The sequence below is a fragment of the Streptomyces sp. V4I8 genome, from assembly GCF_041261225.1.
Lineage (GTDB): Bacteria > Actinomycetota > Actinomycetes > Streptomycetales > Streptomycetaceae > Streptomyces.
Window position 1 is genome coordinate 5,896,623 of sequence record NZ_JBGCCN010000001.1, and the last position, 21,424, is coordinate 5,918,046.

At 71.1% G+C, this 21,424-nt stretch carries 18 protein-coding genes; 9 read left to right on the plus strand and 9 right to left on the minus strand.

Features of this window, described 5'->3' with window-relative positions:
* Positions 1 to 116 precede the first annotated feature (116 nt).
* The 5 genes from ABIE67_RS26850 to ABIE67_RS26870 all read left to right on the plus strand — a co-directional run bounded on the left by ABIE67_RS26850 (position 117) and on the right by ABIE67_RS26870 (position 5,920).
* Positions 117 to 407 (plus strand): glutaredoxin family protein, encoded by a 291-nt coding sequence (locus tag ABIE67_RS26850; RefSeq protein ID WP_370262359.1) that lies wholly within the window; start codon positions 117 to 119, stop codon positions 405 to 407.
* 299 nt (positions 408 to 706) lie between these two features.
* On the plus strand, positions 707 to 1,480 hold the full coding sequence (locus ABIE67_RS26855) for a redox-sensing transcriptional repressor Rex (protein ID WP_370262364.1): 774 nt from the start codon (positions 707 to 709) through the stop codon (positions 1,478 to 1,480).
* Positions 1,477 to 3,240 carry a glutamyl-tRNA reductase gene (locus tag ABIE67_RS26860; protein WP_370262369.1) on the plus strand — a complete coding sequence of 588 codons (1,764 nt, stop codon included), beginning with the start codon at positions 1,477 to 1,479 and terminating at the stop codon, positions 3,238 to 3,240. Before ABIE67_RS26855 ends, ABIE67_RS26860 begins: the two co-directional genes overlap by 4 nt.
* The gene (hemC, locus tag ABIE67_RS26865) at positions 3,237 to 4,196 is read left to right on the plus strand and encodes a hydroxymethylbilane synthase (RefSeq protein ID WP_370262373.1); all 960 of its coding nucleotides are present in this window, start codon (positions 3,237 to 3,239) and stop codon (positions 4,194 to 4,196) included. Before ABIE67_RS26860 ends, hemC begins: the two co-directional genes overlap by 4 nt.
* A complete protein-coding gene (locus ABIE67_RS26870) occupies positions 4,193 to 5,920 on the plus strand; it encodes a uroporphyrinogen-III synthase (RefSeq protein WP_370262378.1) in 1,728 nt (575 codons plus the stop codon). Before hemC ends, ABIE67_RS26870 begins: the two co-directional genes overlap by 4 nt.
* A gap of 186 nt (positions 5,921 to 6,106) precedes the next feature.
* Here ABIE67_RS26870 and ABIE67_RS26875 read toward each other — a convergent pair whose 3' ends face one another.
* Entirely contained in the window at positions 6,107 to 7,501 is a 1,395-nt protein-coding gene (locus ABIE67_RS26875) for an FAD-binding oxidoreductase (RefSeq protein ID WP_370262382.1), read from the minus strand.
* A 337-nt stretch (positions 7,502 to 7,838) separates the two neighbouring features.
* Between ABIE67_RS26875 and hemB the strand changes: the two genes are divergently transcribed.
* Entirely contained in the window at positions 7,839 to 8,837 is a 999-nt protein-coding gene (gene hemB, locus ABIE67_RS26880; RefSeq protein ID WP_370262387.1) for a porphobilinogen synthase, read from the plus strand.
* 30 nt (positions 8,838 to 8,867) lie between these two features.
* On the opposite strand, the gene ABIE67_RS26885 is transcribed toward hemB, so the two are convergent.
* Complete coding sequence (locus ABIE67_RS26885; protein WP_370262391.1) at positions 8,868 to 9,053, minus strand: hypothetical protein; 186 nt, start codon at positions 9,051 to 9,053, stop codon at positions 8,868 to 8,870.
* Positions 9,054 to 9,425: 372 nt separating this feature from the next.
* On the opposite strand from ABIE67_RS26885, the gene ABIE67_RS26890 reads away from it, so the two are divergent.
* Positions 9,426 to 10,634 carry a PLP-dependent aminotransferase family protein gene (locus ABIE67_RS26890; protein WP_370262395.1) on the plus strand — a complete coding sequence of 403 codons (1,209 nt, stop codon included), beginning with the start codon at positions 9,426 to 9,428 and terminating at the stop codon, positions 10,632 to 10,634.
* A gap of 55 nt (positions 10,635 to 10,689) precedes the next feature.
* Here ABIE67_RS26890 and ABIE67_RS26895 read toward each other — a convergent pair whose 3' ends face one another.
* From ABIE67_RS26895 to ABIE67_RS26905, 3 genes are read right to left on the minus strand one after another with little or no spacing between them, the layout of a single operon-like run.
* Positions 10,690 to 11,520 carry a DUF4253 domain-containing protein gene (locus tag ABIE67_RS26895; RefSeq protein ID WP_370262399.1) on the minus strand — a complete coding sequence of 277 codons (831 nt, stop codon included), beginning with the start codon at positions 11,518 to 11,520 and terminating at the stop codon, positions 10,690 to 10,692.
* 45 nt (positions 11,521 to 11,565) lie between these two features.
* Complete coding sequence (locus ABIE67_RS26900; RefSeq protein ID WP_370262404.1) at positions 11,566 to 12,477, minus strand: DUF2690 domain-containing protein; 912 nt, start codon at positions 12,475 to 12,477, stop codon at positions 11,566 to 11,568.
* Positions 12,474 to 13,265, minus strand: coding sequence for a peptidoglycan-binding protein (locus tag ABIE67_RS26905; protein ID WP_370262408.1), 792 nt, complete (start codon positions 13,263 to 13,265; stop codon positions 12,474 to 12,476). Before ABIE67_RS26905 ends, ABIE67_RS26900 begins: the two co-directional genes overlap by 4 nt.
* Before the next feature lie 331 nt (positions 13,266 to 13,596).
* Here ABIE67_RS26905 and ABIE67_RS26910 point away from each other — a divergent pair, with 331 nt between their 5' ends.
* Positions 13,597 to 14,052, plus strand: a complete 456-nt coding sequence (locus ABIE67_RS26910) for a peptidoglycan-binding protein (protein WP_370262412.1) — start codon at positions 13,597 to 13,599, stop codon at positions 14,050 to 14,052.
* 84 nt (positions 14,053 to 14,136) lie between these two features.
* On the opposite strand, the gene argS is transcribed toward ABIE67_RS26910, so the two are convergent.
* On the minus strand, positions 14,137 to 15,897 hold the full coding sequence (argS, locus tag ABIE67_RS26915; protein WP_370262416.1) for an arginine--tRNA ligase: 1,761 nt from the start codon (positions 15,895 to 15,897) through the stop codon (positions 14,137 to 14,139).
* Positions 15,898 to 16,179: 282 nt separating this feature from the next.
* On the opposite strand from argS, the gene lysS reads away from it, so the two are divergent.
* Positions 16,180 to 17,922, plus strand: coding sequence for a lysine--tRNA ligase (lysS, locus tag ABIE67_RS26920; protein ID WP_370262422.1), 1,743 nt, complete (start codon positions 16,180 to 16,182; stop codon positions 17,920 to 17,922).
* Positions 17,923 to 17,986: 64 nt separating this feature from the next.
* Here lysS and ABIE67_RS26925 read toward each other — a convergent pair whose 3' ends face one another.
* From ABIE67_RS26925 to ABIE67_RS26935, 3 genes are all read right to left on the minus strand, one after another.
* Positions 17,987 to 19,264 (minus strand): DUF2637 domain-containing protein, encoded by a 1,278-nt coding sequence (locus tag ABIE67_RS26925; RefSeq protein WP_370262427.1) that lies wholly within the window; start codon positions 19,262 to 19,264, stop codon positions 17,987 to 17,989.
* 193 nt (positions 19,265 to 19,457) lie between these two features.
* Entirely contained in the window at positions 19,458 to 20,363 is a 906-nt protein-coding gene (locus tag ABIE67_RS26930) for a DUF3558 family protein (protein WP_370262431.1), read from the minus strand.
* A 137-nt stretch (positions 20,364 to 20,500) separates the two neighbouring features.
* A complete protein-coding gene (locus ABIE67_RS26935) occupies positions 20,501 to 21,367 on the minus strand; it encodes a DUF3558 domain-containing protein (protein ID WP_370262435.1) in 867 nt (288 codons plus the stop codon).
* Between the last annotated feature and the right edge of the window lie 57 nt (positions 21,368 to 21,424).

Consider the following 21,424-nt stretch of genomic DNA (forward strand, 5'->3'; position numbering starts at 1 on the left):
CAGTTTGTTCGGTGCTTCCGGAGTCGAGAGGTTTGAAGGTTGTGAACTCTCCGCGACTGCGCAGTTAAACAGCGTGCTTGAACAGCGGCCGGGCGTCCGCGTGGCGGCGCGCGAGAATGGCTGACATGAGCCCCCTCTTTCGTCGTGGCGCAGCCAAGTCCCCCCAGGACCGGCTGGTCACTCTCATCGGAAAGCCCGACTGTCATCTGTGTGATGACGCACAGATCGTCGTCGAGAAGGTCTGTGCCGAACTAGGGGTTCCGTGGGAGGTGAAGGACATCAACCAGGATCCCCAACTCCACGACCAGTACTGGGAACAGATCCCCGTCGTCCTGGTCGACGGCGCCCAGCACACGTTCTGGCGAGTGAGCGAAGATCGCCTCCGCAAAGCACTCACCGGGCGGTGAATGGTGACTGACCGGGTAGTCCAACTGCGGCGGAAACGGCTTAGGATCGACGGCGACTTGGTCTCGGGGGCGGGGATCGTTGAGGAGAGTGTGCGGTTTTGCCCCCAGGAGATGAGGAACGGTGGTGCGTATGCGCCGGTTCCACACCAGTGCGCCGGGCGTGCGTGAGCCCGGTCACGTTGGGCGGGCAAATCGGACACCATCTTTGTGCACGCGTTCACAAAGACATAGCCTGCATTCGACGGGGCGGTCGGGGGACGACTGACCGCCGGCAGTCCCGCTCTACCCGCAGGAGCACCGTGGCAACTGGCCGAACTCACCGACCGGCGACCCGTAGCCGAGGGATTCCCGAGGCCACCGTCGCCCGGCTTCCGCTGTATCTCCGAGCCCTGACCGCACTGTCGGAGCGCTCGGTACCCACGGTCTCCTCCGAGGAGCTCGCGGCCGCGGCGGGAGTCAATTCCGCGAAGCTGCGCAAGGACTTCTCGTACCTCGGGTCGTACGGCACCAGGGGTGTCGGCTACGACGTCGAGTATCTCGTCTACCAGATCTCCCGTGAGCTGGGGCTCACCCAGGACTGGCCGGTTGTGATCGTCGGTATCGGTAACCTCGGCGCCGCGCTCGCCAACTACGGCGGGTTCGCCTCCCGTGGGTTCCGGGTCGCCGCGCTCATCGATGCCGACCCCGCGATGGCCGGAAAGCCCGTCGCCGGGATCCCCGTGCAGCACTCCGACGACCTGGAGAAGATCATCCAGGACAACGGCGTGTCGATCGGCGTCATCGCCACCCCCGCCGGTGCCGCCCAGGCGGTCTGTGACCGCCTCGTGGCCGCCGGGGTCACCTCCATCCTGAACTTCGCGCCGACCGTCCTGACCGTTCCGGACGGCGTCGACGTGCGCAAGGTCGACCTCTCCATCGAGCTGCAGATCCTCGCCTTCCACGAGCAGCGCAAGGCCGGCGAGGACGCCGCCCACTCCGACGGCACCGGACCGGCCGCCGTCACCCGCGAGGAGTCCGACGTACCCGCCGACCAGGGACCCGACGGGGACGTACCCGCCGTGATGCCGGCATGAGTCTCCTCGTCGTGGGGCTGAGCCACCGCAGCGCCCCGGTCAGCGTCCTGGAGCGCGCGGCGCTCGGCGCGGACGCCCAGGTCAAGCTGCTGCAGGACACCGTGGCCGCGGAACCGGCCGCCGAGGCCGCGGTGCTCGCCACCTGCAACCGCATCGAGCTGTACGCCGACGTGGACAAGTTCCACGCCGGTGTCGCCGAGCTGTCCACACTGCTCGCTCAGCACAGCGGGGTGGGGCTCGACGAGCTCACGCCCTATCTGTACGTCCATTACGAGGACCGGGCCGTCCACCATCTGTTCTCCGTGGCCTGTGGGCTCGACTCCATGGTCGTCGGGGAAGGGCAGATCCTCGGGCAGATCAAGGACTCCCTCGCCAAGGCGCAGGAGCTGCACAGCGCCGGGCGGCTGCTGAACGACCTGTTCCAGCAGGCCCTGCGCGTCGGCAAGCGCGCCCACTCCGAGACCGGCATCGACCGCGCCGGGCAGTCCCTGGTCACCTTCGGCCTGGAGCAGCTGTCCGCCGGTACGACCGTCGAGGACTGGGCCCGCGGCAAGAAGGCCCTGGTCATCGGCGCCGGCTCGATGTCCTCCCTGGCCGCGGCCACCCTCGCGCGGGTCGGGGTCACCGAGATCGTGGTCGCCAACCGCACCTACGACCGCGCCGAGCGCCTCGCCACCCTGCTCGTAGAGCAATATGGGCAGGGCCTGACCGACGGCACGGACGTGCCGGCCCGCGCGGTACCGATGGACGCGGTGCCGGTCGAGCTGACACGTGCCGATGTCGTCGTCTCCTGCACCGGCGCGACCGGGACCGTCCTCACGGCCGAGGACGTCGCCGCGGCGGTGGAAGGCCGTACCGGTCAGCCGGTCGCCTTCGACGAGGCCGGTGACAGCGCTCGTACGACGGCCAAGTCGCCCGCCGCCAGGACGAACGCCGACACCACCGACGTACGCCAGACCCCGCTGCCGCCCACCAGCGTCGGCACCGACGAGGACTGCCCGCTTGACCTCGGCTCCGTGCAGGGAGGTTTCTCTGTCATGGGGGAGGCCGCCGTCGCCGGTATGGACGCGGCCACGCTGGAGCAGCACGCGAGCTGGGCCGCGGGCAGTGCCGTCGACCGGCGTGAGGCCGCCCGGCGCAGCCCCGAGGCCGACGCCGAGCTGATCACCGCGCTCGCCGCGACCGTGGCCACCGTCGGCCGGATCCCCGAGCGCCGCAAGCCCGAGCCGGTCGTCGAGGTGCCGCGTCCCGCGCCGGTGCTCTGTCTGCTCGACCTGGCCATGCCGCGCGACATCGACGCGGCCGTGCACCGGCTCGCCGGGGTGCGGCTGGTGGACATCGAGTCGCTGGCGGAAGCCTCCGCCGACGCTCCGATGGCGGCCGACGTCGACCAGGTCCGCCGTATCGTCTCCGACGAGGTCGCGGCCTTCGGGGCGGCGCAGCGGGCCGCGCACATCACGCCCACCGTCGTCGCCCTGCGCACGATGGCCGCCGATGTCGTGGCGAACGAGATCGCCCGGCTGGAGGGCCGTCTGCCGGGCCTCGACGACAAGCACCGCAGCGAGATCACGCAGACCGTGCGGCGCGTCGTCGACAAGCTGCTGCACGCGCCGACCGTACGGGTCAAGCAGCTCGCGGCAGAGCCGGGCGGCGCGGGGTACGCGGACGCCCTGAGGACCCTGTTCGACCTCGATCAGGAGACGGTGGCCTCCGTCTCCCGGGCCGAGGACAGCACCGAGAAGAACCGAGGCCCACGATGACTCAGCAGCCACTACGGCTCGGCACCAGACGGAGCAGGCTCGCCATGGCCCAGTCCGGGCAGGTCGCCGACGCGGTGAGCCAAGTGACCGGACGGCCCGTCGAGCTGGTCGAGATCACCACGTACGGCGATGTCTCGCGCGAGGCCCTCGCGCAGATCGGCGGCACGGGTGTGTTCGTCACCGCCCTGCGCGACGCGCTGCTCAAGGGCGAGGTCGACTTCGCGGTGCACTCCCTCAAGGACCTGCCGACCACGCAGCCCGAGGAACTGACCCTCGCGGCCGTTCCCGAGCGGGAGGATCCGCGCGATGTGATCGTCGCGCGGGACGCCCTGAAGTTCACCGACCTGCCGCGCGGGGCGCGCATCGGTACGGGTTCGCCGCGCCGGATGGCGCAGCTGAACGCGTACGCGCGCAGCCACGGGCTGGACATCGAGACGGTCGCGATCCGCGGGAACGTGGACACGCGCATCGGGTATGTGCGTGACGGCGAGCTGGACGCCGTGGTGCTGGCCGCGGCCGGCCTGCGTCGCATCGGCCGCATCGACGAAGTGACCGACTTCCTGTCGGTCGACACGGTTTTGCCCGCCCCCGGCCAGGGGGCACTGGCGATCGAGTGCACCACGGACAACGCGGACCTCATCGCCGCGCTCGGCGAGCTCGACGACCCGTTCACGCGGGTCGCCGTGACCGCCGAGCGATCACTGCTCGCCGCCCTGGAGGCCGGCTGCTCCGCCCCTGTGGGCGCGCTGGCCGACCTGCTGGCCGACGGGCAGATTGTCAAGGAAATGCGCCTGCGCGGCGTCGTCGGCACGACCGACGGCACCCGCATGGTGCAGCTGTCCACCACCGGTCCCGTGCCCGAGACGCACGACCAAGCGCTGGCGCTCGGTCGCGAACTCGCTACCGAGATGCTTGCGCAGGGCGCGGCCGGTCTGATGGGGGAGCGAGCACAGTGAGCCCCACCACCCTTCCCGCCGGCCTTGAACACGGGCACGTCACCTTCCTCGGTGCCGGACCCGGGGATCCGGGGCTGTTGACTCTGCGCGCCGTGGAGGCGCTGGCGAACGCGGACGTACTCGTCGCCGAGCACGAGGTGCTCGACGTGGTACGCGTGCACGCCAGGCACGGCGTCGCCGAAGTGCACACGGACACGGGGCCCTCAGGGGACTCCGCGGGTTCATCTTCGAACCCGGGTCCGGGCACAGGCACGCCTCAGCTAGCAGTAGTTGACGGCGCGTCAACGACCGCTGCGCTACCCGCGGTGCGGGATGCCGCACATCTTGTCATGGAGGCCGCGCGGGGCGGCAGGCGGGTCGTGCGTGCGGTGTCCGGGGATCCCGGGCTCGACACGTACGCCGCCGAGGAGATGCTGGCGTGCGCCGCGGCGGGCGTGCCGTTCGAGGTCGTGCCCGGTGTGGCCGCCGCCGTGGGTGTGCCGGCGTATGCCGGGGTGCCGTTGCGGGACGCGCAGGGCGCGGATGTGCGGTTCGTGGACGCGCGGACGGCGTCCGACCGGTGCTGGACCGAGGTCGGGGCGTCGGACGGGACGGTTGTCGTGTCGACGACGCTGGACTCCGTGGGCGCTGCCGCGGGCGAGCTGGTGTCGGCGGGGCGTAAGCCCGATACGCCGATGACGGTCACGGTCGCCGGTACGACGACGCGGCAGCGGACGTGGACCGCGACGCTCGGGACCATCGCGCAGACGTTGAAGCAGGCCAAGGTGCTGCCCTCGCCCGAGGGCGGGCGGCCGGTGATAGCCGTGGTCGGTGAGCGTTCCGCCGCTGCTCAGCGTGATCAGCTGTCGTGGTTCGAGTCCAAGCCGCTCTTCGGGTGGCGGGTACTCGTTCCGCGCACGAAGGAGCAGGCTGCTTCGCTCTCCGACCAGCTTCGGTCGTACGGGGCCGTGCCGCACGAGGTGCCGACCATCGCCGTCGAGCCGCCGCGGACGCCTCAGCAGATGGAGCGGGCGGTCAAGGGGCTCGTCACCGGGCGGTACGAGTGGATCGCTTTCACCTCCGTGAACGCGGTCAAGGCCGTGCGGGAGAAGTTCGAGGAGTACGGGCTCGATGCCCGGGCGTTCGCCGGGATCAAGGTCGCGGCGGTGGGGGAGCAGACCGCGAAGGCGTTGATCGCCTTTGGCGTGAAGCCGGATCTGGTGCCCAGTGGGGAGCAGTCGGCTGCGGGGCTGCTTGAGGACTGGCCGCCGTACGACCCCGTTTTCGATCCGATCGACCGGGTGTTCCTGCCTCGGGCGGACATCGCGACGGAGACCCTGGTGGCCGGGCTCATCGAGCTGGGCTGGGAGGTCGATGACGTCACGGCCTATCGGACCGTACGGGCTTCGCCGCCGCCGGCCGAGACGCGGGAGGCGATCAAGGGGGGTGGCTTCGATGCCGTTCTCTTCACGTCGTCGTCGACCGTGCGGAATCTGGTGGGGATCGCCGGCAAGCCGCACAACGTGACGGTGATCGCCTGTATTGGGCCCGCTACCGCGAAGACCGCCGAGGAGCATGGGCTTCGGGTGGATGTGATGGCTCCGGAGCCGTCCGTGCACAAGTTGGCTGAGGCGTTGGCGGAGTTCGGGATGCGGCGGCGGGCTGCCGCGGTGGAGGCTGGGGATCCGGTTACTCGGCCGAGTGAGCGGCGGCCGGGGGCTCGGCGGCGGCGGTCCACCACGTAGGTGGGGGCGGGGCTCGCGGATTTCGCCCCCGCCGCCCCTACCCGTCCCATCCCTTGAAGGGGCGCTGCCCCTTCGACCCCACCAGGGGGCTGCCGTCCCCTGGACCCCCGCTGTCGGCCTGCGGCCTCGTCCTCGAACGCCGGACGGGCTGAAAGGCCTGCGGCCTCGTCCTCAACGCCGGACGGGCTAAACAGATCCTGCCGTGATCGTGTGGCCGAAGCGGAGCAGGTTGGATGGGTCGTAGGTTGACTTGTCCTGGCGCAGGCGGGTGTAGACCTCTGGGGTCCAGGCTCGGGCTCGGTCGGACTCGTCGCCGGGCGTGCCGTGGATGTTGACCATGGTGTGGCCTGTGCCGTAGGGGGCCATGGCCGTGTGCAGGGCTCTGGTTGCCTGTTCTATGGCCTCGGCTGCGGGTGGGGCGGCGAGGACGCCGACCGTTTCCAGGAGGTAGTTGGCGTCCCGGGAGCAGATGGCGTCCTCCAGGCGGGCGGGGCGGGAGAGGGCGCCGCCCATGTGGCGGATCTCCGCCACCAGGAGGGGGCAGTCCGGGACCTCCGGGCCGACCTGGGACAGGAACGTGTCGATGGCCTCGGGGGTGAGGTCGCGCAGCAGGGCGCACGACTCGCGGGCCGGGAGCGGGTCCTGCGGTTCCATGTGGATGCGGTCCAGGGCCGCGTACGGCATCACCTCCACCGTGTCGACCGCCACCGGTGCCGCCGCGCGGATCGGGGCCAGCAGGCGTTCGCCCTCCGCCGGGTCTCCGGGCCAGGCGATCGCGACGCGGGCCCAGAAGCCGCCGCGCAGCGGTTCGGGGATCTCCGGGATCGGGGGCAGGCGCAGGAGCGTGAAGGCGCTGCACATGTCGTCCGGGAGGGTGCCGGTCCAGTCGGCCCACGTGCGGAGCAGGGCCTCGGTGTGCTCGCCGGGGCAGTAGACGCCGCCGCCGAGGACCGTGGGCAGGGGCAGCAACTCGCAGACCATGGAGGTCACCACGCCTACGTTGCCCTTGCCGCCGCGCAGCGCCCAGAACAGCTCCGGCTCGTGGTCGGGGTCGCTCTCGTGGAGCGTGCCGTCGGGTGTGGCGACCTGGAAGGAGCGGACCAGGTCGGTCGCGTAGCCGTAGGCCCGGCCCATGACCGGAAGCCCGCCGCCCAGTGTGTAGCCGATCGCGCCCGCGTCTGTGGACGTACCGCAGAGTGCGGCCAGGCCGTGCGGGGCGGTCGCCTCCAGGACGTGCCGCCACTTCGCGCCCGCCGCGACCGTCGCCAGGCGACGGTCCGGGTCTGTGCGTACGTCGGTCATGCGGGCCGTGCTGATCAGCAGGCCGTGGTCGATCGGGAAGTTCGCGCCGTGGCCCGTCGCCTGGACCGCCACCGGCGTGCCGGTGGCCGACGCCCAGCGCAGCGCCGTCACGATGTCGTCGGCGCCCGTCGCGCCCACGACCACGTCGGGGGTGTGCAACGCGGCCAGGTTGAAGCCGGTGACCTCGTCGGCGTAGCCGTCGTCGCCGGGGCGCAGGACCGGGCCGTGGATCTCGGAGAGGGCGAAGAGGTCGGGGGTGTTGTGGTGGGTGGCGGTCATCGCGTCCTCCGTGGTGCGCGCGTACGTACGGAGGGACGGCGGCGGCGAGGCGGTGGGGGTGGGGCGGGCCGTCGGGGTCCTTGCGTTCGGGGGGAGGGGGAGCGGGACGGGGAGCGGGCTGCTGCTGAGGGCTGGGGGCTGGGGGCTGGGGCCCAATTGGGCTTCGGGGATTTCCGGGTCTCCCGGCTTCCGGGTCTCCCCGGCTTCCGGGTCTCCGGGCCCATTTTCAGGATGACCTGTCGGGCGCGGGCCCGCATGCCGGGCCCGGGTTGGTCCTCAGGGCGTCCCGACGGCACGTCGGCAAAGGTGTTGCCGGGGCGGGCGTAGCGTAGGTGGCATGACGACGTACGGATCTTTCCCCGGCACGCGGCCGCGGCGTCTGCGGACCACTCCCGCCATGCGGCGCATGGTCGCCGAGACCAGGCTGCACCCCGCCGACTTCATCCTTCCGGCCTTCGTGCGCGAGGGCGTCAGTGAGCCGGTGCCGATCGCCGCCATGCCGGGGGTCGTCCAGCACACGCGGGACAGCCTGAAGAAGGCCGCCGCGGAGGCGGTGGCGGCCGGTGTCTCCGGGATCATGCTCTTCGGGGTGCCGGAGGAGGAGAAAAAGGACGCCCTCGGGACGCCGGGGACCGATCCGGACGGGATTCTGCAGGTCGCCATCCGGGACGTGCGGGCCGAGGTCGGGGACGAGTTGCTCGTGATGTCCGACCTGTGCCTCGACGAGACCACGGATCACGGGCATTGCGGGGTGCTGGACGCCGAAGGGCGCGTCGACAACGACGTCACCCTGGAGCGGTACGCCGAGATGGCGCAGGTGCAGGCCGACGCGGGTGCGCATGTCGTCGGGCCCAGCGGGATGATGGACGGGCAGATCGGGGTCGTCCGGGACGCCCTTGATCAGATCGGGCGGGAGGATGTCGCCATCCTCGCCTACACCGCCAAGTACGCCTCCGCCTTCTACGGGCCCTTCCGGGAGGCCGTCGCCTCGTCGTTGCAGGGGGACCGGAAGACGTACCAGCAGGATCCGGCGAATGTGCGGGAGTCCCTGCGCGAGCTGGCCCTCGACCTGGAGGAGGGGGCCGACATGGTGATGGTCAAGCCGGCCGGGCCCTACCTCGACATCCTGGCGCGGGTCGCCGACGCGGTGGACGTGCCGGTCGCCGCCTACCAGATCTCCGGCGAGTACTCGATGATCGAGGCCGCCGCCGAGAAGGGCTGGATCGACCGGGACCGGGCGATCTTCGAGGCGCTGACCGGGATCAAGCGTGCGGGTGCGCGCAACATCCTCACGTACTGGGCGACGGAGGCCGCGCAGAAGCTGGGTCGCGGCTGACGCTGCGGTGTCGGGCAAACGGCGTCCCGGTCACGGCCGGTCGGACGCCGGGGGCGGTGTGGGTGACGTGGCTGTGGGGCTGGTCGGGGTCGACGGGCCCTCGTCGCGCAGGCCCTGGCCGTCCTTGCACGCGGTGAGCGTCAGCGCGGCGATCGCCACCAGCGTGGCGGCGAGCAGCCGGACGTGGGTGCGCGGGGGGTGTGCGGACGCGGACATGGTGCGGCCCTCTCCATCGGTGGGGGGTTGGGGTCGGGCTCAGCCTGCGTGATCATCCGGCCCGGCCGCCACCGGCGGAGCGGAATTCGGGACGCCCGGGTGGCGCGGGCGGCTCTGGCCTGCGGTGATACCCCGTCCCAGCGGCTCGGTACGGGACGCGGGAAGCCTGCGCATACGTGCGGCGGCGGGTGTCGTCGAGGCCTCGGGGCGGCTCAAGTCCTGTCGCGAGGCCGGTTGTCGACCTCGGGTGGCGTCGTAGTGCGGAGTGGGCGCGTCCGTATGCCGAAAAGCTGCATGTAGGCGGCACGTAGTTCTCTAGGCTGCCCGGCACGAGCCGTCACCCCCTCGTCGCCGTGCCGAAGGAGCCGTGTCATGACCGTCATCGAGCCCGCGCCCCACCACGCCCCAGCCGCCGTGCCGCCGCTCGCGGCGCGGACCACGTCGGTCGGGGGCTCGCCCGTGCGGGACATTCTCGCCGTCACCGCCCGCCCCGAGGTCATCAACTTCGCGGGCGGACTGCCGGCGCCGGAGCTCTTCGACCGGGAGGGCATCGCGGCCGCCTTCCGGGACGTGCTCGCCGAGACGCCGGCGCAGGCGCTGCAGTACTCCACGACGGAGGGCGAGCCGAGCCTGCGCATCGGGCTCGCCGCACGCATGGCGGCGCGCGGGCTCCCTACCGACGCCGACGACCTACTCGTCACCACCGGCTCCCAGCAGGGCCTGTCGCTGCTGGCCACCGCACTGCTGGAGCCCGGCGACACGGTCCTCGTCGAAGACCCCTGCTATCTGGCGGCACTTCAGGCCTTCGGCCTCGCGGGAGCCCGGATCCTCGCTGTGCCGGGCGATGCGGACGGGGTCGATGCGCGGGCCCTGGAGGAGCTGGTGGTGCGCGAGCGGCCCAAGCTCTTCTACACCGTGCCCACCTTCCAGAACCCGACCGGCAGAACCCTGCCCGCCGAGCGCAGGGCGGCCGTCGCCGAGGTCGCCGCACGGAGCGGGGTGTGGATCGTCGAGGACGACCCGTACGGCGAGCTCCGGTACGACGGCGAGCGCGTGCCGTGGATCGCGACGTACCCGGGGGCGGAGGACCGTACGGTGCTGCTCGGCTCCTTCTCCAAGGTGATGGCGCCGGGGCTGCGGCTGGGCTGGCTGCGCGCACCCGCTGCCCTGCGGCGGGCCTGCGCGGTCGCCAAGCAGGCCGCCGACCTGCACACCCCGACCCTCAACCAGCTCGCCGCCGCCCGCTGTCTGACCGGCCTCGACACCCATGTGGCCCGCGTCAGGGACGTCTACCGCGCGCGCCGCGACGCCATGCTGGCGGGGCTGGCGGAGGCGCTGCCGGAGGGCTCGTCGTGGAACCGGCCCGAGGGCGGCATGTTCCTCTGGGCCCGCCTGCCGGAGTCGTACGACACGGTGGCCCTGCTGCCCGAGGTGGTGCGGCACGACGTCGCCTATGTGCCCGGGGTCCCCTTCTACGCCGGTGAGCCCGACCGGTCGACGCTGCGGCTGTGCTTCGTGACGCAGACGCCGGAGGAGATCGGGGAGGGGCTGAAGAGGCTGGGGGAGGGGCTGCGGTCCTAGGGGGTGTGTCGAAAGTCCCGCACAGCACTCACGGCGTGACGGGGCCGACAGTCGGTCAGTCCCACCAGAAGTGCCACGCCGGCTGGTTGAGGAGTTGGTGTTCGGCGTAGGCGCGGAGGGTGCTGTCGCTGCCCTGCCAGATGTTGTCCGGGCAGAACGCGAAGTGCTCGGCGGCCAGCGCCTCCGCCTCGGCGAGGGTGGTGGGCGGGGCGGCGACGGACACGAGCAGGGTGTCGAAGCCGAGGGCCACGGTCCGTATGCCGAACCGGTCCTCCCAGGAGCGGAGCACCGCGGACAGGCGGCCGGTGTCGTTCTCGTGGTTCGCCGGACCCATCCAGCCGATCGCCGTGGGGATGTCGGCGCTGCGGCGGGCCGGGACGAGGGCGAGACGGGGGTCCTTGAGGGGGCCACGGCCGTCGAGGAGGGAGTCCACGACGTCGGAGGCGACGGATTCGGGGTCCGGGGCGGTACCGGCACTCCCGGTACCGGCACCCTCCGTGCCGGCGGTACCGGCGCCCTCCGTGTCGGCGCCCTTGGTTTCGGCCAGGCCCGGCCAGTCCTCGTCCTCCTCCGCGCACTCCTCCCAGAACTCCTCCAGCACCTCCTCGGCGTCGTGATCCCCCGGGTACGACATCTCGCCCGGTATCAACTCCCACAGCTCCGGGCCACCATGACCGGCGCCGACGTCGAGGACGACCGGGAGCAGGCCCACGGCCGGTGCCGTCCGCCGGAGCGCGGCCCATTCGCCGGGAGCCGCCGGTGCGTCCGCCAGCCACAGCAGCGGCTCATGCCACGGCCCCTCGTCGGTCGCGTCGACCAGGCCGCCGGGCGGGAGGTGCAGGCCGAGGGAAGCGAGCCTCGGCAGAGGGTTCGGAAGAGTCGCCATGTCCGTGACTGTAGAGGTCGGCACTGACAACGCGGCACCGACGGCTCATCCGGCCACGCGGCTGTCGAAACACTCCCTCTCGCCCCCCGTCGCAGGCCGGAAACAGGCCCGGACGACGGCTCCGGGACGAGCCGCCGTCATGGGCGTGTAGACGTAGGCGTCCGCGTCGATGCCGTCGTGGACCTCGGCGCTGCGGACACGGTCGTCACCGCCGTCACCGTCGGCGCGATCGTCACGACGGTCGCGGCTTCGCGCCGTCATCTCGATCCGGTCGCCGACCCGCGTCCCCCACATCCGGGCCCAACTCGCCCCGCACTCCTCGCTGTAGCGCAGTTCCATCCAGGCGCCGGTGGCGGTGCGGTACGCGGCGAGGGTCGCCGGCGCGGCGGCGCACTTCATGTGCATCGGGCTCTGGCCCTCGCAGACCGTTCCCTGGCAGCGCGGCCCCGCCGCGGACGAGGGCGGGGGCAGGGTCGCTCGCTGTTCGCCGTCCCGGTGCGGCAGCAGAAGGGCCACGGCCCCGACGCCCCCGACGACCAAGGCACACACCGACGCGAGCACTGCGACGACCGTCGCACTGCGGTGGACGGAGCCGGTGTCGGGTGCGCCGGTCACCGGTGTGCCGGTGTCGGGTGTGCCGGTGTCAGGGGTGCTCGTGTGACCGACCGGCAGGGCCGGTGGCAGGGATCGCGGGTCCTCCGTCGCCGCCCGCCCGCTCCCCTCCGACTCCGCGATCTCCCACAGGGCCAGACAGCGCCCCTCCGGCTCACCGGCGAGACGGCACAGCTCCTGCACGGCGTCGCGCGGAGGGAGCGACCGGGCGTTGAGGTAGCGGTCCCAGGACGACTTGCTGAACGCGGTCTTCGCCGCGAGGGCGACCAGGCTCAGGCCGGTCCGCGCCTTCAACTCCCTCAGCGCGGTGGCCAGTCGGTCCCGTTCCGGGGACGGTGTCGTCATCGTCGTAGGGCCTTCCAGGTGTGCGGGCCGATGATGCCGTCCACGACCAGACCGGCCCGCTCCTGTGCCTGCTTGACCGCGCGTTCCGTCAGCGGACCGAAGATCCCGTCGACGTCGCCCGGCGAGATGCCCGACCGGCGCAGCAGACACTGCGCCTCGGCCACCTCCGGCCCCGCGTGGCCGTTCACCAGGATGGCGCCCTCGGTGCGGCTGATGCCCGCGGTCCAGCGGCCGTCGATCCGCTCGAAAGCGCAGGTGTACGTGGGCGCCGAAGGTGACGCCGACGCGGCCGCCGACCTGCCCGGCGTGGCGGTGGCGGCGAGGGGAGCCGTCGGGTGCTCCTCCTCGCCGCTGTTCAGCCGTACGACGAGAAGGACGGCCGCGGAGACGGCCAGGACCAGCGCCACGGCTCCCGCCACCAGGGCGACACGCAGCGAACGGCCGGGCGACCGCGTACCGGTGACTTCTGCGACCTCTGTGCCTTCGGTGACCTCAGCGGCCTCGCTGGTCTCGGCGTGCCTGTTCCCCCACACCGCCGTGGCGACCTCGTGCAACGCCAGTAAGCGCGTCGGGTCCTCACCCACCGCGCGGGCCAGTGCCTCGACGGCCTCCGGAGGCGGTAGCGACCTGCCGCCCAGGTACCGTTCCCAGGACTTCGGGCTGTACCCCGTTCTCGCCGCCAGCTGCCGCAGGCTCAGCCCGCTGTGGTCCTTGAGCCGGCGTAATCGCACCACCAACTGCCGCACGCGCGGATCCAGTTCCGCGGGCAGCACTGCCCAACGCGACATGTTTCCCCCACTCGCGTTCACGGTCCGGGCGCGCGGTCCGTCGGTCAGCGGGCCCCGCCCCCGCGCATTCTGCATCAGCATCCACGGCCCGCGACGGATGCGGGTTCCCGCACCGGTCCGGAATCGGCCACCGCCCCGTCACAGACCTCCCGCCAAAGATGTCCCGCGGCGGCGTCCCGGCGGTCGGCGTCCATGCAGGTCAGGGGGTGGGACGTCCCGCCGTGACGTCAGTTGCGCGGCGGCTGTGGCAGCCCTCGTCGCCGGCCCCGCACTCTCGTATCGCCAGCCAGGCGGCACGGACCGCCACCCACCCGGATCGAGAGGGAAACGAATGCGACCGAATGTCTGGACCAGGACCCTCGTCGCCGTCAGCGCCGTCGTCGGCCTCGCCGCCGGAGGCCTCGCGACCGCGGGCACCAGCTTCGCGGCGCAGGACGTGAAGCCGGCCGCGCACTCCGAGGTCTCCATCCTCGCGGTGAACAACCTCGGCCTGAACACGGAGCGGGCCAAGAACTGGCAGTGCTGGCTGCGCGACCGGGGCTACAACCCCGGCACGATCGACGGACAGCTGGGCAGCAACAGCTGGATGGCGGCGCAGCGTCTCCTCAACGCAAGGGGGCACAACGCCGGTGACGTCGACGGAGTCGTCGGCCCGAACACGATCAGGGCGCTGCAGCGCTACCTGAACACCTTCGGCCACATCTTCGGCTACCACCTCGAAGTGGACGGGGTAGCCGGACCGGAGACCAGGTCCGCTTTCTGGAAGTTCAACGCCACCGGCTGCTGACCTGACCTGACGACCGCACACACGCCGCGGCCCGTCCTCCCGCGGGGGAGAGGACGGGCCGCGGTGCTCGTTCTTCGGGGCGGGTCAGAGCCGTTCGGGCGTCCGGATGCCCAGCAGGGCCATGCCCTGGTGGAGGGTCCGGGCCGTCAGCTCGACCAGGAACAGGCGGTTCTCCTTCTGCTCCGGCGTCTCGGCCTTGAGGACCGGGCACTGGTCGTAGAAGGTCGTCAGGTGCGACGCCAGCTGGTACAGGTACGCGGCCAGCTTGTGCGGGGCGTACTCCGCGGCCGCCTCGAACACCGTGTCGCCGAACGCGTCCAGGTGCAGGCCCAACGCCCGCTCCGCCGGGGCGAGTCCGAGCTCCGGGTGCGCGACCGGGGCAGCTCCCTCCGCCTTGCGCAGGATCGACTTGATACGGGCGTACGCGTACTGGAGGTAGACCGACGTGTCGCCGTTCAGCGACACCATCTGGTCCAGGTCGAACTTGTAGTCACGGTTCGGCGACGTCGACAGGTCCGCGTACTTCACGGCGCCGATCCCGACGTACCGCCCGTTCTCGACGATCTCCTCCTCGGTCAGGCCCACCTTCTCGGCCTTCTCCCGTACGACCGCCGTCGCCCGCTCGACCGCCTCGTCCAGCAGGTCCTCAAGCCGTACGGTCTCGCCCTCACGCGTCTTGAACGGCTTGCCGTCGGCGCCGAGCACCGTGCCGTAGCCCATGTTGTGCGCGGTGACGTGCTCGCCCAGCCAGCCGGCCCGGCGGGCCGTCTCGAAGACCATCTTGAAGTGGAGCGACTGGCGTACGTCCACGACGTACAGCAGCGTCGTCGCGTCCAGGTCGAGGACGCGGTTGCGGATCGCGGTCAGGTCGGAGGCCGCGTAGCCGAAGCCGCCGTCGGCCTTCTGCACGATCAGCGGGACCGGCTGGTCGTCCTTGCCGCGGATCTCGTCGAAGAACACCACGAGCGCGCCCTCGGAGCGCACCGCGACGCCCATCTCCTCCAGGAGGCGGGCGGTCTCGGGCATGCCCTCGTTGTACGCGGACTCGCCGACGATCTCCTCGTCGCGGATCTCCATGTCCAGCTTCTCGAAGACCGAGTAGAAGTAGACCTTCGACTCGTCCACGAACTGCTGCCACAGTTCGAGCGTCTCCTTGTCGCCGGACTGCAGGGCGACGACCCGCTTGCGGGCCCGCTCCTTGAACTCCTCGTCCGAGTCGAAGACCGCGCGCGACGCCTTGTACACCCGGTTCAGGTTGCTCATCGCCTGCTCGCCGTCGACATCGGCCGCGGGGGCCAGCTCGCCGGGGTTCTCGAACAGGTACTGGATGAGCATGCCGAACTGGGTGCCCCAGTCGCCGATGTGGTGGCGGCCGATCGTCTTCTCGCCGGTGAAGTCGAGCATGGAGCGCAGGGCGTCGCCGATGACCGCGGAGCGGAGGTGGCCGACGTGCATCTCCTTCGCCACGTTGGGCTGGGCGTAGTCGACGACCGTGACGCCCGCGTTGTCCTTCAGCGGTACGCCGAGGCGCTCGCCGTCCGCCGCGCGCGCCGCGAGGGTCTCGGTGATCGCCTTGTCGGTGACGGTGATGTTGAGGAAGCCGGGGCCGGAGACCTCGACGTCCTTGAACAGGTCGGGGGCGGTGATCTTCTCGACGACCTGGGTGGCCAGCTCCCGGGGGTTGGCCTTGGCCTTCTTGGCGAGGGCGAGGATGCCGTTCGCCTGGTAGTCGGCCCTGTCGCTACGTCGCAGCAGGGGGTCGCCGACGGTCTCCGGAAGGGCTTCCGTGAGGGCGTCGGAGAGGTGCTGGTTGACGTTGGCGGTGATGGACGTGACCGGGGCCATGGGTATGGGTGCCGTTCTGGTCGGGGCTGGTGTGAGAGTCCCGGTCAGTATCCCACGGGGCCGCAAAGGGGTTTTCCGGCTTCGCGCCCGGCCGCGGGCCGGTGGGGGCTTGTCGCGCCCACGCGGCGGAGCCGCAGATCGATACAGCCCGACCGCCCCGGACAGGGCGGCTGCGCCGCCTGTCGGGGCGGTCGTGATAAGTGGTTTTCGCGGAACGGAGGTCGCCTGGGACAATGAGGGCGCCAGCCGTTGACCGTACGGCTGCCCTGGAGAAAGAAGGACGTGCCGATCGTGGCTCAGAGCACCGAGACCACCGACTGGGTCTCCCGTTTCGCGGATGAGGTCATCGAGGAGTCGGAGCGTCGGGCCCCGGGCAAACCGGTCGTCGTCGCGTCCGGACTCTCCCCCTCCGGGCCCATCCACCTGGGCAATCTGCGCGAGGTCATGACCCCACACCTCGTCGCCGACGAGATCCGGCGGCGCGGGCACCAGGTCCGGCACCTGATCTCCTGGGACGACTACGACCGCTACCGCAAGGTGCCGGCCGGGATCGCCGGGGTCGACGAGTCGTGGGCCCAGCACATCGGCAAGCCGCTGACCTCCGTGCCGGCGCCGGAGGGCTCGGCGTACCCGAACTGGGCCGAGCACTTCAAGGCGGCGATGGTCGAGGCGCTCGCCGAGATGGGCGTGGAGTTCGACGGGATCAGCCAGACCGCGCAGTACACCTCCGGTGTGTACCGCGAGCAGATCCTGCACGCCATGAAGCACCGGGCCGACATCGACGCCGTCCTCGCCCAGTACCGCACCAAGCCCAAGGGCGGCGCCAAGAAGTCGCAGAAGCCGGTCGACGAGGCCGAGCTGGAGGCCGCCGAGGGGTCGGGGGCTGCCGCCGAGGACGACGGCAGCTCCGGCTCCGCCGGGTACTTCCCGTACAAGCCCTACTGCGGCAACTGCGAGAAGGACCTCACCACCGTCACCTCGTACGTCGACGACACGACCGAGCTGTCGTACACCTGCAACGAGTGCGGCTTCTCCGAGACCGTCCGGCTCAACGAGTTCAACCGCGGCAAGCTGGTCTGGAAGGTCGACTGGCCCATGCGGTGGGCGTACGAGGGTGTCGTCTTCGAGCCGAGCGGTGTCGACCACTCGTCTCCGGGGTCGAGCTTCCAGGTCGGCGGCCAGATCGTCGGGATCTTCGGCGGCAAGCAGCCCATCGGGCCCATGTACGCCTTCGTGGGGATCTCCGGGATGGCGAAGATGTCGTCCTCGCGGGGCGGGGTACCCACGCCGGGCGACGCGCTGAAGATTATGGAGCCGCAGCTCCTGCGCTGGCTCTACGCCCGGCGCAGGCCCAACCAGTCGTTCAAGATCGCCTTCGACCAGGAGATCCAGCGGCTCTACGACGAGTGGGACAAGCTGGACGGGAAGGTGGCGGACGGGTCCGCCCTGCCCGCCGACGCCGCCGCGCACTCCCGTGCGGTGCGCACGGCGGGCGGTGAGCTGCCGCGCACGGCGCGACCGCTGCCGTACCGGACGCTCGCCTCCGTCGCCGACATCACCGCCGGGCACCAGGACCAGGCGCTGCGGATCCTCTCCGAGCTGGACCCGGAGAACCCGCTGGGCGCACTGGACGAGGCGCGTCCCCGGTTCGACAAGGCCGAGGCGTGGATCAACACGCAGGTGCCCGCCGACCAGCGGACCATCGTCCGCGACGAACCCGACGCCGAGCTGCTGAAGTCCCTCGACGAGGCCTCCCAGCAGTCGCTGCGGCTGCTCCTCGACGGGCTGGAGTCGCACTGGTCGCTCGACGGGCTGACCCACCTCGTGTACGGCGTGCCCAAGGTGCAGGCCGGGTTCTCCGCGGACGCCACGCCCAAGGAGCTGCCGCCGGAGATCAAGACCGCGCAGCGGTCGTTCTTCGCGCTGCTGTACCACCTGCTGGTCGGGCGGGACACGGGGCCGCGACTGCCCACGCTGCTGCTGGCGGTGGGGCAGGAGCGGGTGCGGGCCCTGCTCGGCGAGTGAGCGAGTAGGCGGTACGCGAAAGGGGCCCTCCGGCGAGGGCCCCTTTCTGCTGCGCTGCCGCACGTCAGGCGATGTGGTCCGCTTCCAGTTCCGCGTTGTAGAGGTTCGTGAACCGGGTGACCATGCGCTTGGCCGCGTCCGGCAGGAGCGCGGTGCCGAACTCCGCCTCGACGTTCTCGCTGAACTCGCGCGGGGTCGGGTAGCCGGTGCCGCCTATCGACTTCTTGAACACCTGGTAGTAGTCCTCCTCGGTCGGATCCGAGGGCTCCGGGGGGCCACCGCCGTCACCGAGCTGGCGGGTGCGATTGCCGGTCACGGGGATCGGGAAGGTGCCGGTGTCCTCCGGGGAGGGCTCCTGGACGGGCGGCTCCTCCTGGAACTGCTCCTGGTACTGCTCGGCCTGGAGCTGCTCCTGGTACCACTGGTCGTACTGTTCCTGAGTGTTGTACGCGGGGTCGTAGCCGCCCTGGTACTCCACGTTGCGGGGGGTGTTGAACCAGTCCTGCACGTACTCCGGCTGCTCCGGCTGCTCCAGGTCGGGCGTGGCGACCAGCTCCGGGCGCTGCTCGCCGGGAGGCGTCGCCTGCTGGGCTTGGGGTTGGGGTTGGGGTTGGGGCACGGGCGCCGGAGCCGGAGCCACGTCCAGCGCCTGCTTCGGAGCCGGAGGCAGCAGCGCCGGCTCGATGCCCGCCGCCGCCAGACCCGCCGGAGCCGTCTCCGCCAGCGGGACCCCGTACCGGGCCAGCCTCAGCGGCATCAGCGACTCCACCGGAGCCTTGCGCCGCCATGCCCGGCCGAAGCGGGAGCGCAGCCGGGCCTGGTACACCAGCCGCTCCTGCTCCAGCTTGATGACCTGCTCGTAGGAGCGCAGCTCCCACAGCTTCATCCGGCGCCACAGCAGGAACGTCGGGAGCGGGGAGAGCAGCCAGCGGGTGAGGCGGACGCCCTCCATGTGCTTGTCGGCCGTGATGTCCGCTATGCGGCCGATCGCGTGCCGGGCGGCCTCCACGGCCACCACGAACAGGACCGGGATCACGGCGTGCATGCCCACACCCAGCGGGTCCGGCCAGGCCGCCGCGCCGTTGAAGGCGATCGTCGCCGCCGTCAGCAGCCACGCCGTCTGGCGCAGCAGCGGGAACGGGATGCGGATCCATGTCAGGAGAAGGTCGAGGGCGAGCAGGACACAGATGCCCGCGTCGATGCCGATCGGGAAGACATAACTGAAGTTCCCGAAGCCCTTCTGGATGGCCAGCTCGCGGACGGCCGCGTAAGAACCGGCGAAGCCGATGCCGGCGATGATCACGGCGCCGAACACGACCACGCCGATGAGAACGCGGTGCATCCGAGTCAGCTGCGGTGGCCCGGCCACTCGTACTCCCCTCCCAGTGCGTGTTGTTGCGCGCAACAGGGTGGCACATCTGTGCGGCGTACGGATTCACCAACGCCACGAGCCCGGTCCCTGACGGGGGCCGGGCTCGTGCAACAGGCATGGCTGAGCTGCGCGTTGTGACGCAGGGGTGGGGCAGGTGTGACGGTCAGCTCTTCTTCGGCGCTGACTTGGAGGGAGAGCTCGACGCCGCCTTCGAGGAGCCCGCGGACGGGGACTTCGAGGGAGACTTCGACGCCGACTTCGAGGGGGCGCTGCTCGGCGTGCCCGCAGTGCCGCCACCGCTGCCGTTCGCCTTCGCCACCGCGGCCACCGCCTCCTTGGCCGCCTTCTGCGCGAGCTTGTTCAGGGTGTCCGAGCTCGGGGTCTTGTCGCCGGCGAAACCGGCGCCGTTGTAGTCGACCGTCACGACGACGTTCTCGACCCGGGCCACGACCGTCACCTGCTTGAAGGAACCCTCCTTCTTCTTCAGGTCGTAGCGCACCGCCGTCGCCTCATCGCCCACTCCGGCGACCGGCTCCGACTTCGTGTTCTTCGCACCGCTCACCGAACGGGCGTCCTGGACCTGCGTCTCGAAGTAGTCCCGCGCCAGCTTCTCGCCCGACCCGCGCGTGACGTTCGAATCGAAGCGCAGCAGGGAGGCGTTGAGCCAGCGGAACTGCGAGCCCTTCACACCGTTGTTGTCCAGGCTGCTCCAGGAGCAGGCGCCACGCGTCGCCGGGTCGTCCGACGTGCCCGCTTTGCCGGACTTGGCCTCCGGGACCAGGTCCTCCAGCGTCTTCTTCGAGAGCGCCTTGCACGGCTGAGGAAGGGACTTGTACACGGCCGCCTGCACCGTCGGCGACGGACTCGCGGACGCCGACGCGGACGCCGACGAGGACTTCGCGCTGTCGCCGGCCCCGTCGTTCGAACCGGAGTTCGAGGAACAGGCCGCCGCGACCAGCATCACGGGGACGACAGCCGCGCCGACAAGGACACGGTGCAGACCGCCCTTCGCCCGCTGCTCGCGCTGGTCACGCCGGTCATGCTGGTCTCGCTCTGCTGCTCGCTGCATGGTTCCTTCACTCATGACTGACACCCGTGGTTCCTGCGGTCGGATCGGGTCCGAGGGGCCACGGTACGCGGTGAAGAAGCTGTGTGGTCTCGTTTCGGTTACGTCGCAATCGGGCGTACGGGGGTGACCCAGGGGCGCTACTCCGCCAGCGCGTCGGCCAGTTGCGCCGCCAGTTTCCGGGCCCTGTCCTGCATTTCCTCGCTGTCCGGGACCGCGCCGACCGTCGCCGGCTGCTCCTCGTACTCGATCGTCACGATCACGTTGGACGTGCGGAACGCCACAGTCACCGTGCGCTGCTGAGCCGTCGAGCCGGAGCTGCTCAGCTCGTCGTCGAGGAAGGCCTCGTCGCCGAGATCGTCGAGGAGGCGCGGCTGGAGCTCGGCCGGGGTCACGCCGTCGGTCGGAGTGGAGGAGCCGGACGAAGAAGACGAAGAGGGCGAAGAGGAGGAAGGGGGCGAGGATGCCGACGGCGAGGCGGAGGAGGGGGCCGCCGAGGAAGGCGAACCGCTCGGATCGGCGGCGGAAGTGCCGTCGGCGGAACCGGAACTCGTCGGCTGCGGAAGGTCGGCCGCCTCCAGCCGGGTCGCGAAGAGCTGCTCCGCCTCGCTGTCGTCGCTGACCGACGTGTCGTACGACACCACACGCGCGAAGTCGACGAACAGGCGATCCGTGGCCTCGGTCGACTCGGCCTTCCAGCGGCAGCCGGCCTTGCGGTCGGTGTCATAGGCGATCGTCGGCGTGCCCTCGTACGCCTTCTCCCGCTGGTCCTCGTCCGTGACCTGCTTGATGCCGGGCAGCAGCAGGTCGAGCGTCTCCTGGCCGACCGCGCCACAGGGTTCGGGCAGTGTGGCGTACCGGCCGGGCTCGGCCGCCGCGGTCGCCGTACCCGAGTCGCCGGGGTTGGAGTCGTCGGTCGTGCCGCCGTCGTCGGAACTGCCGGTGCAGCCGGCCAGCAGCGCCGCGAGGAGCGCGGCGACGCCGGATACGTATGCCTTCCGCTGCACGGTCAGGCTCCTCTCGACGGGGCTGTGTGCTCGGTCCGTTGCCGGTCTCTCAGTGTC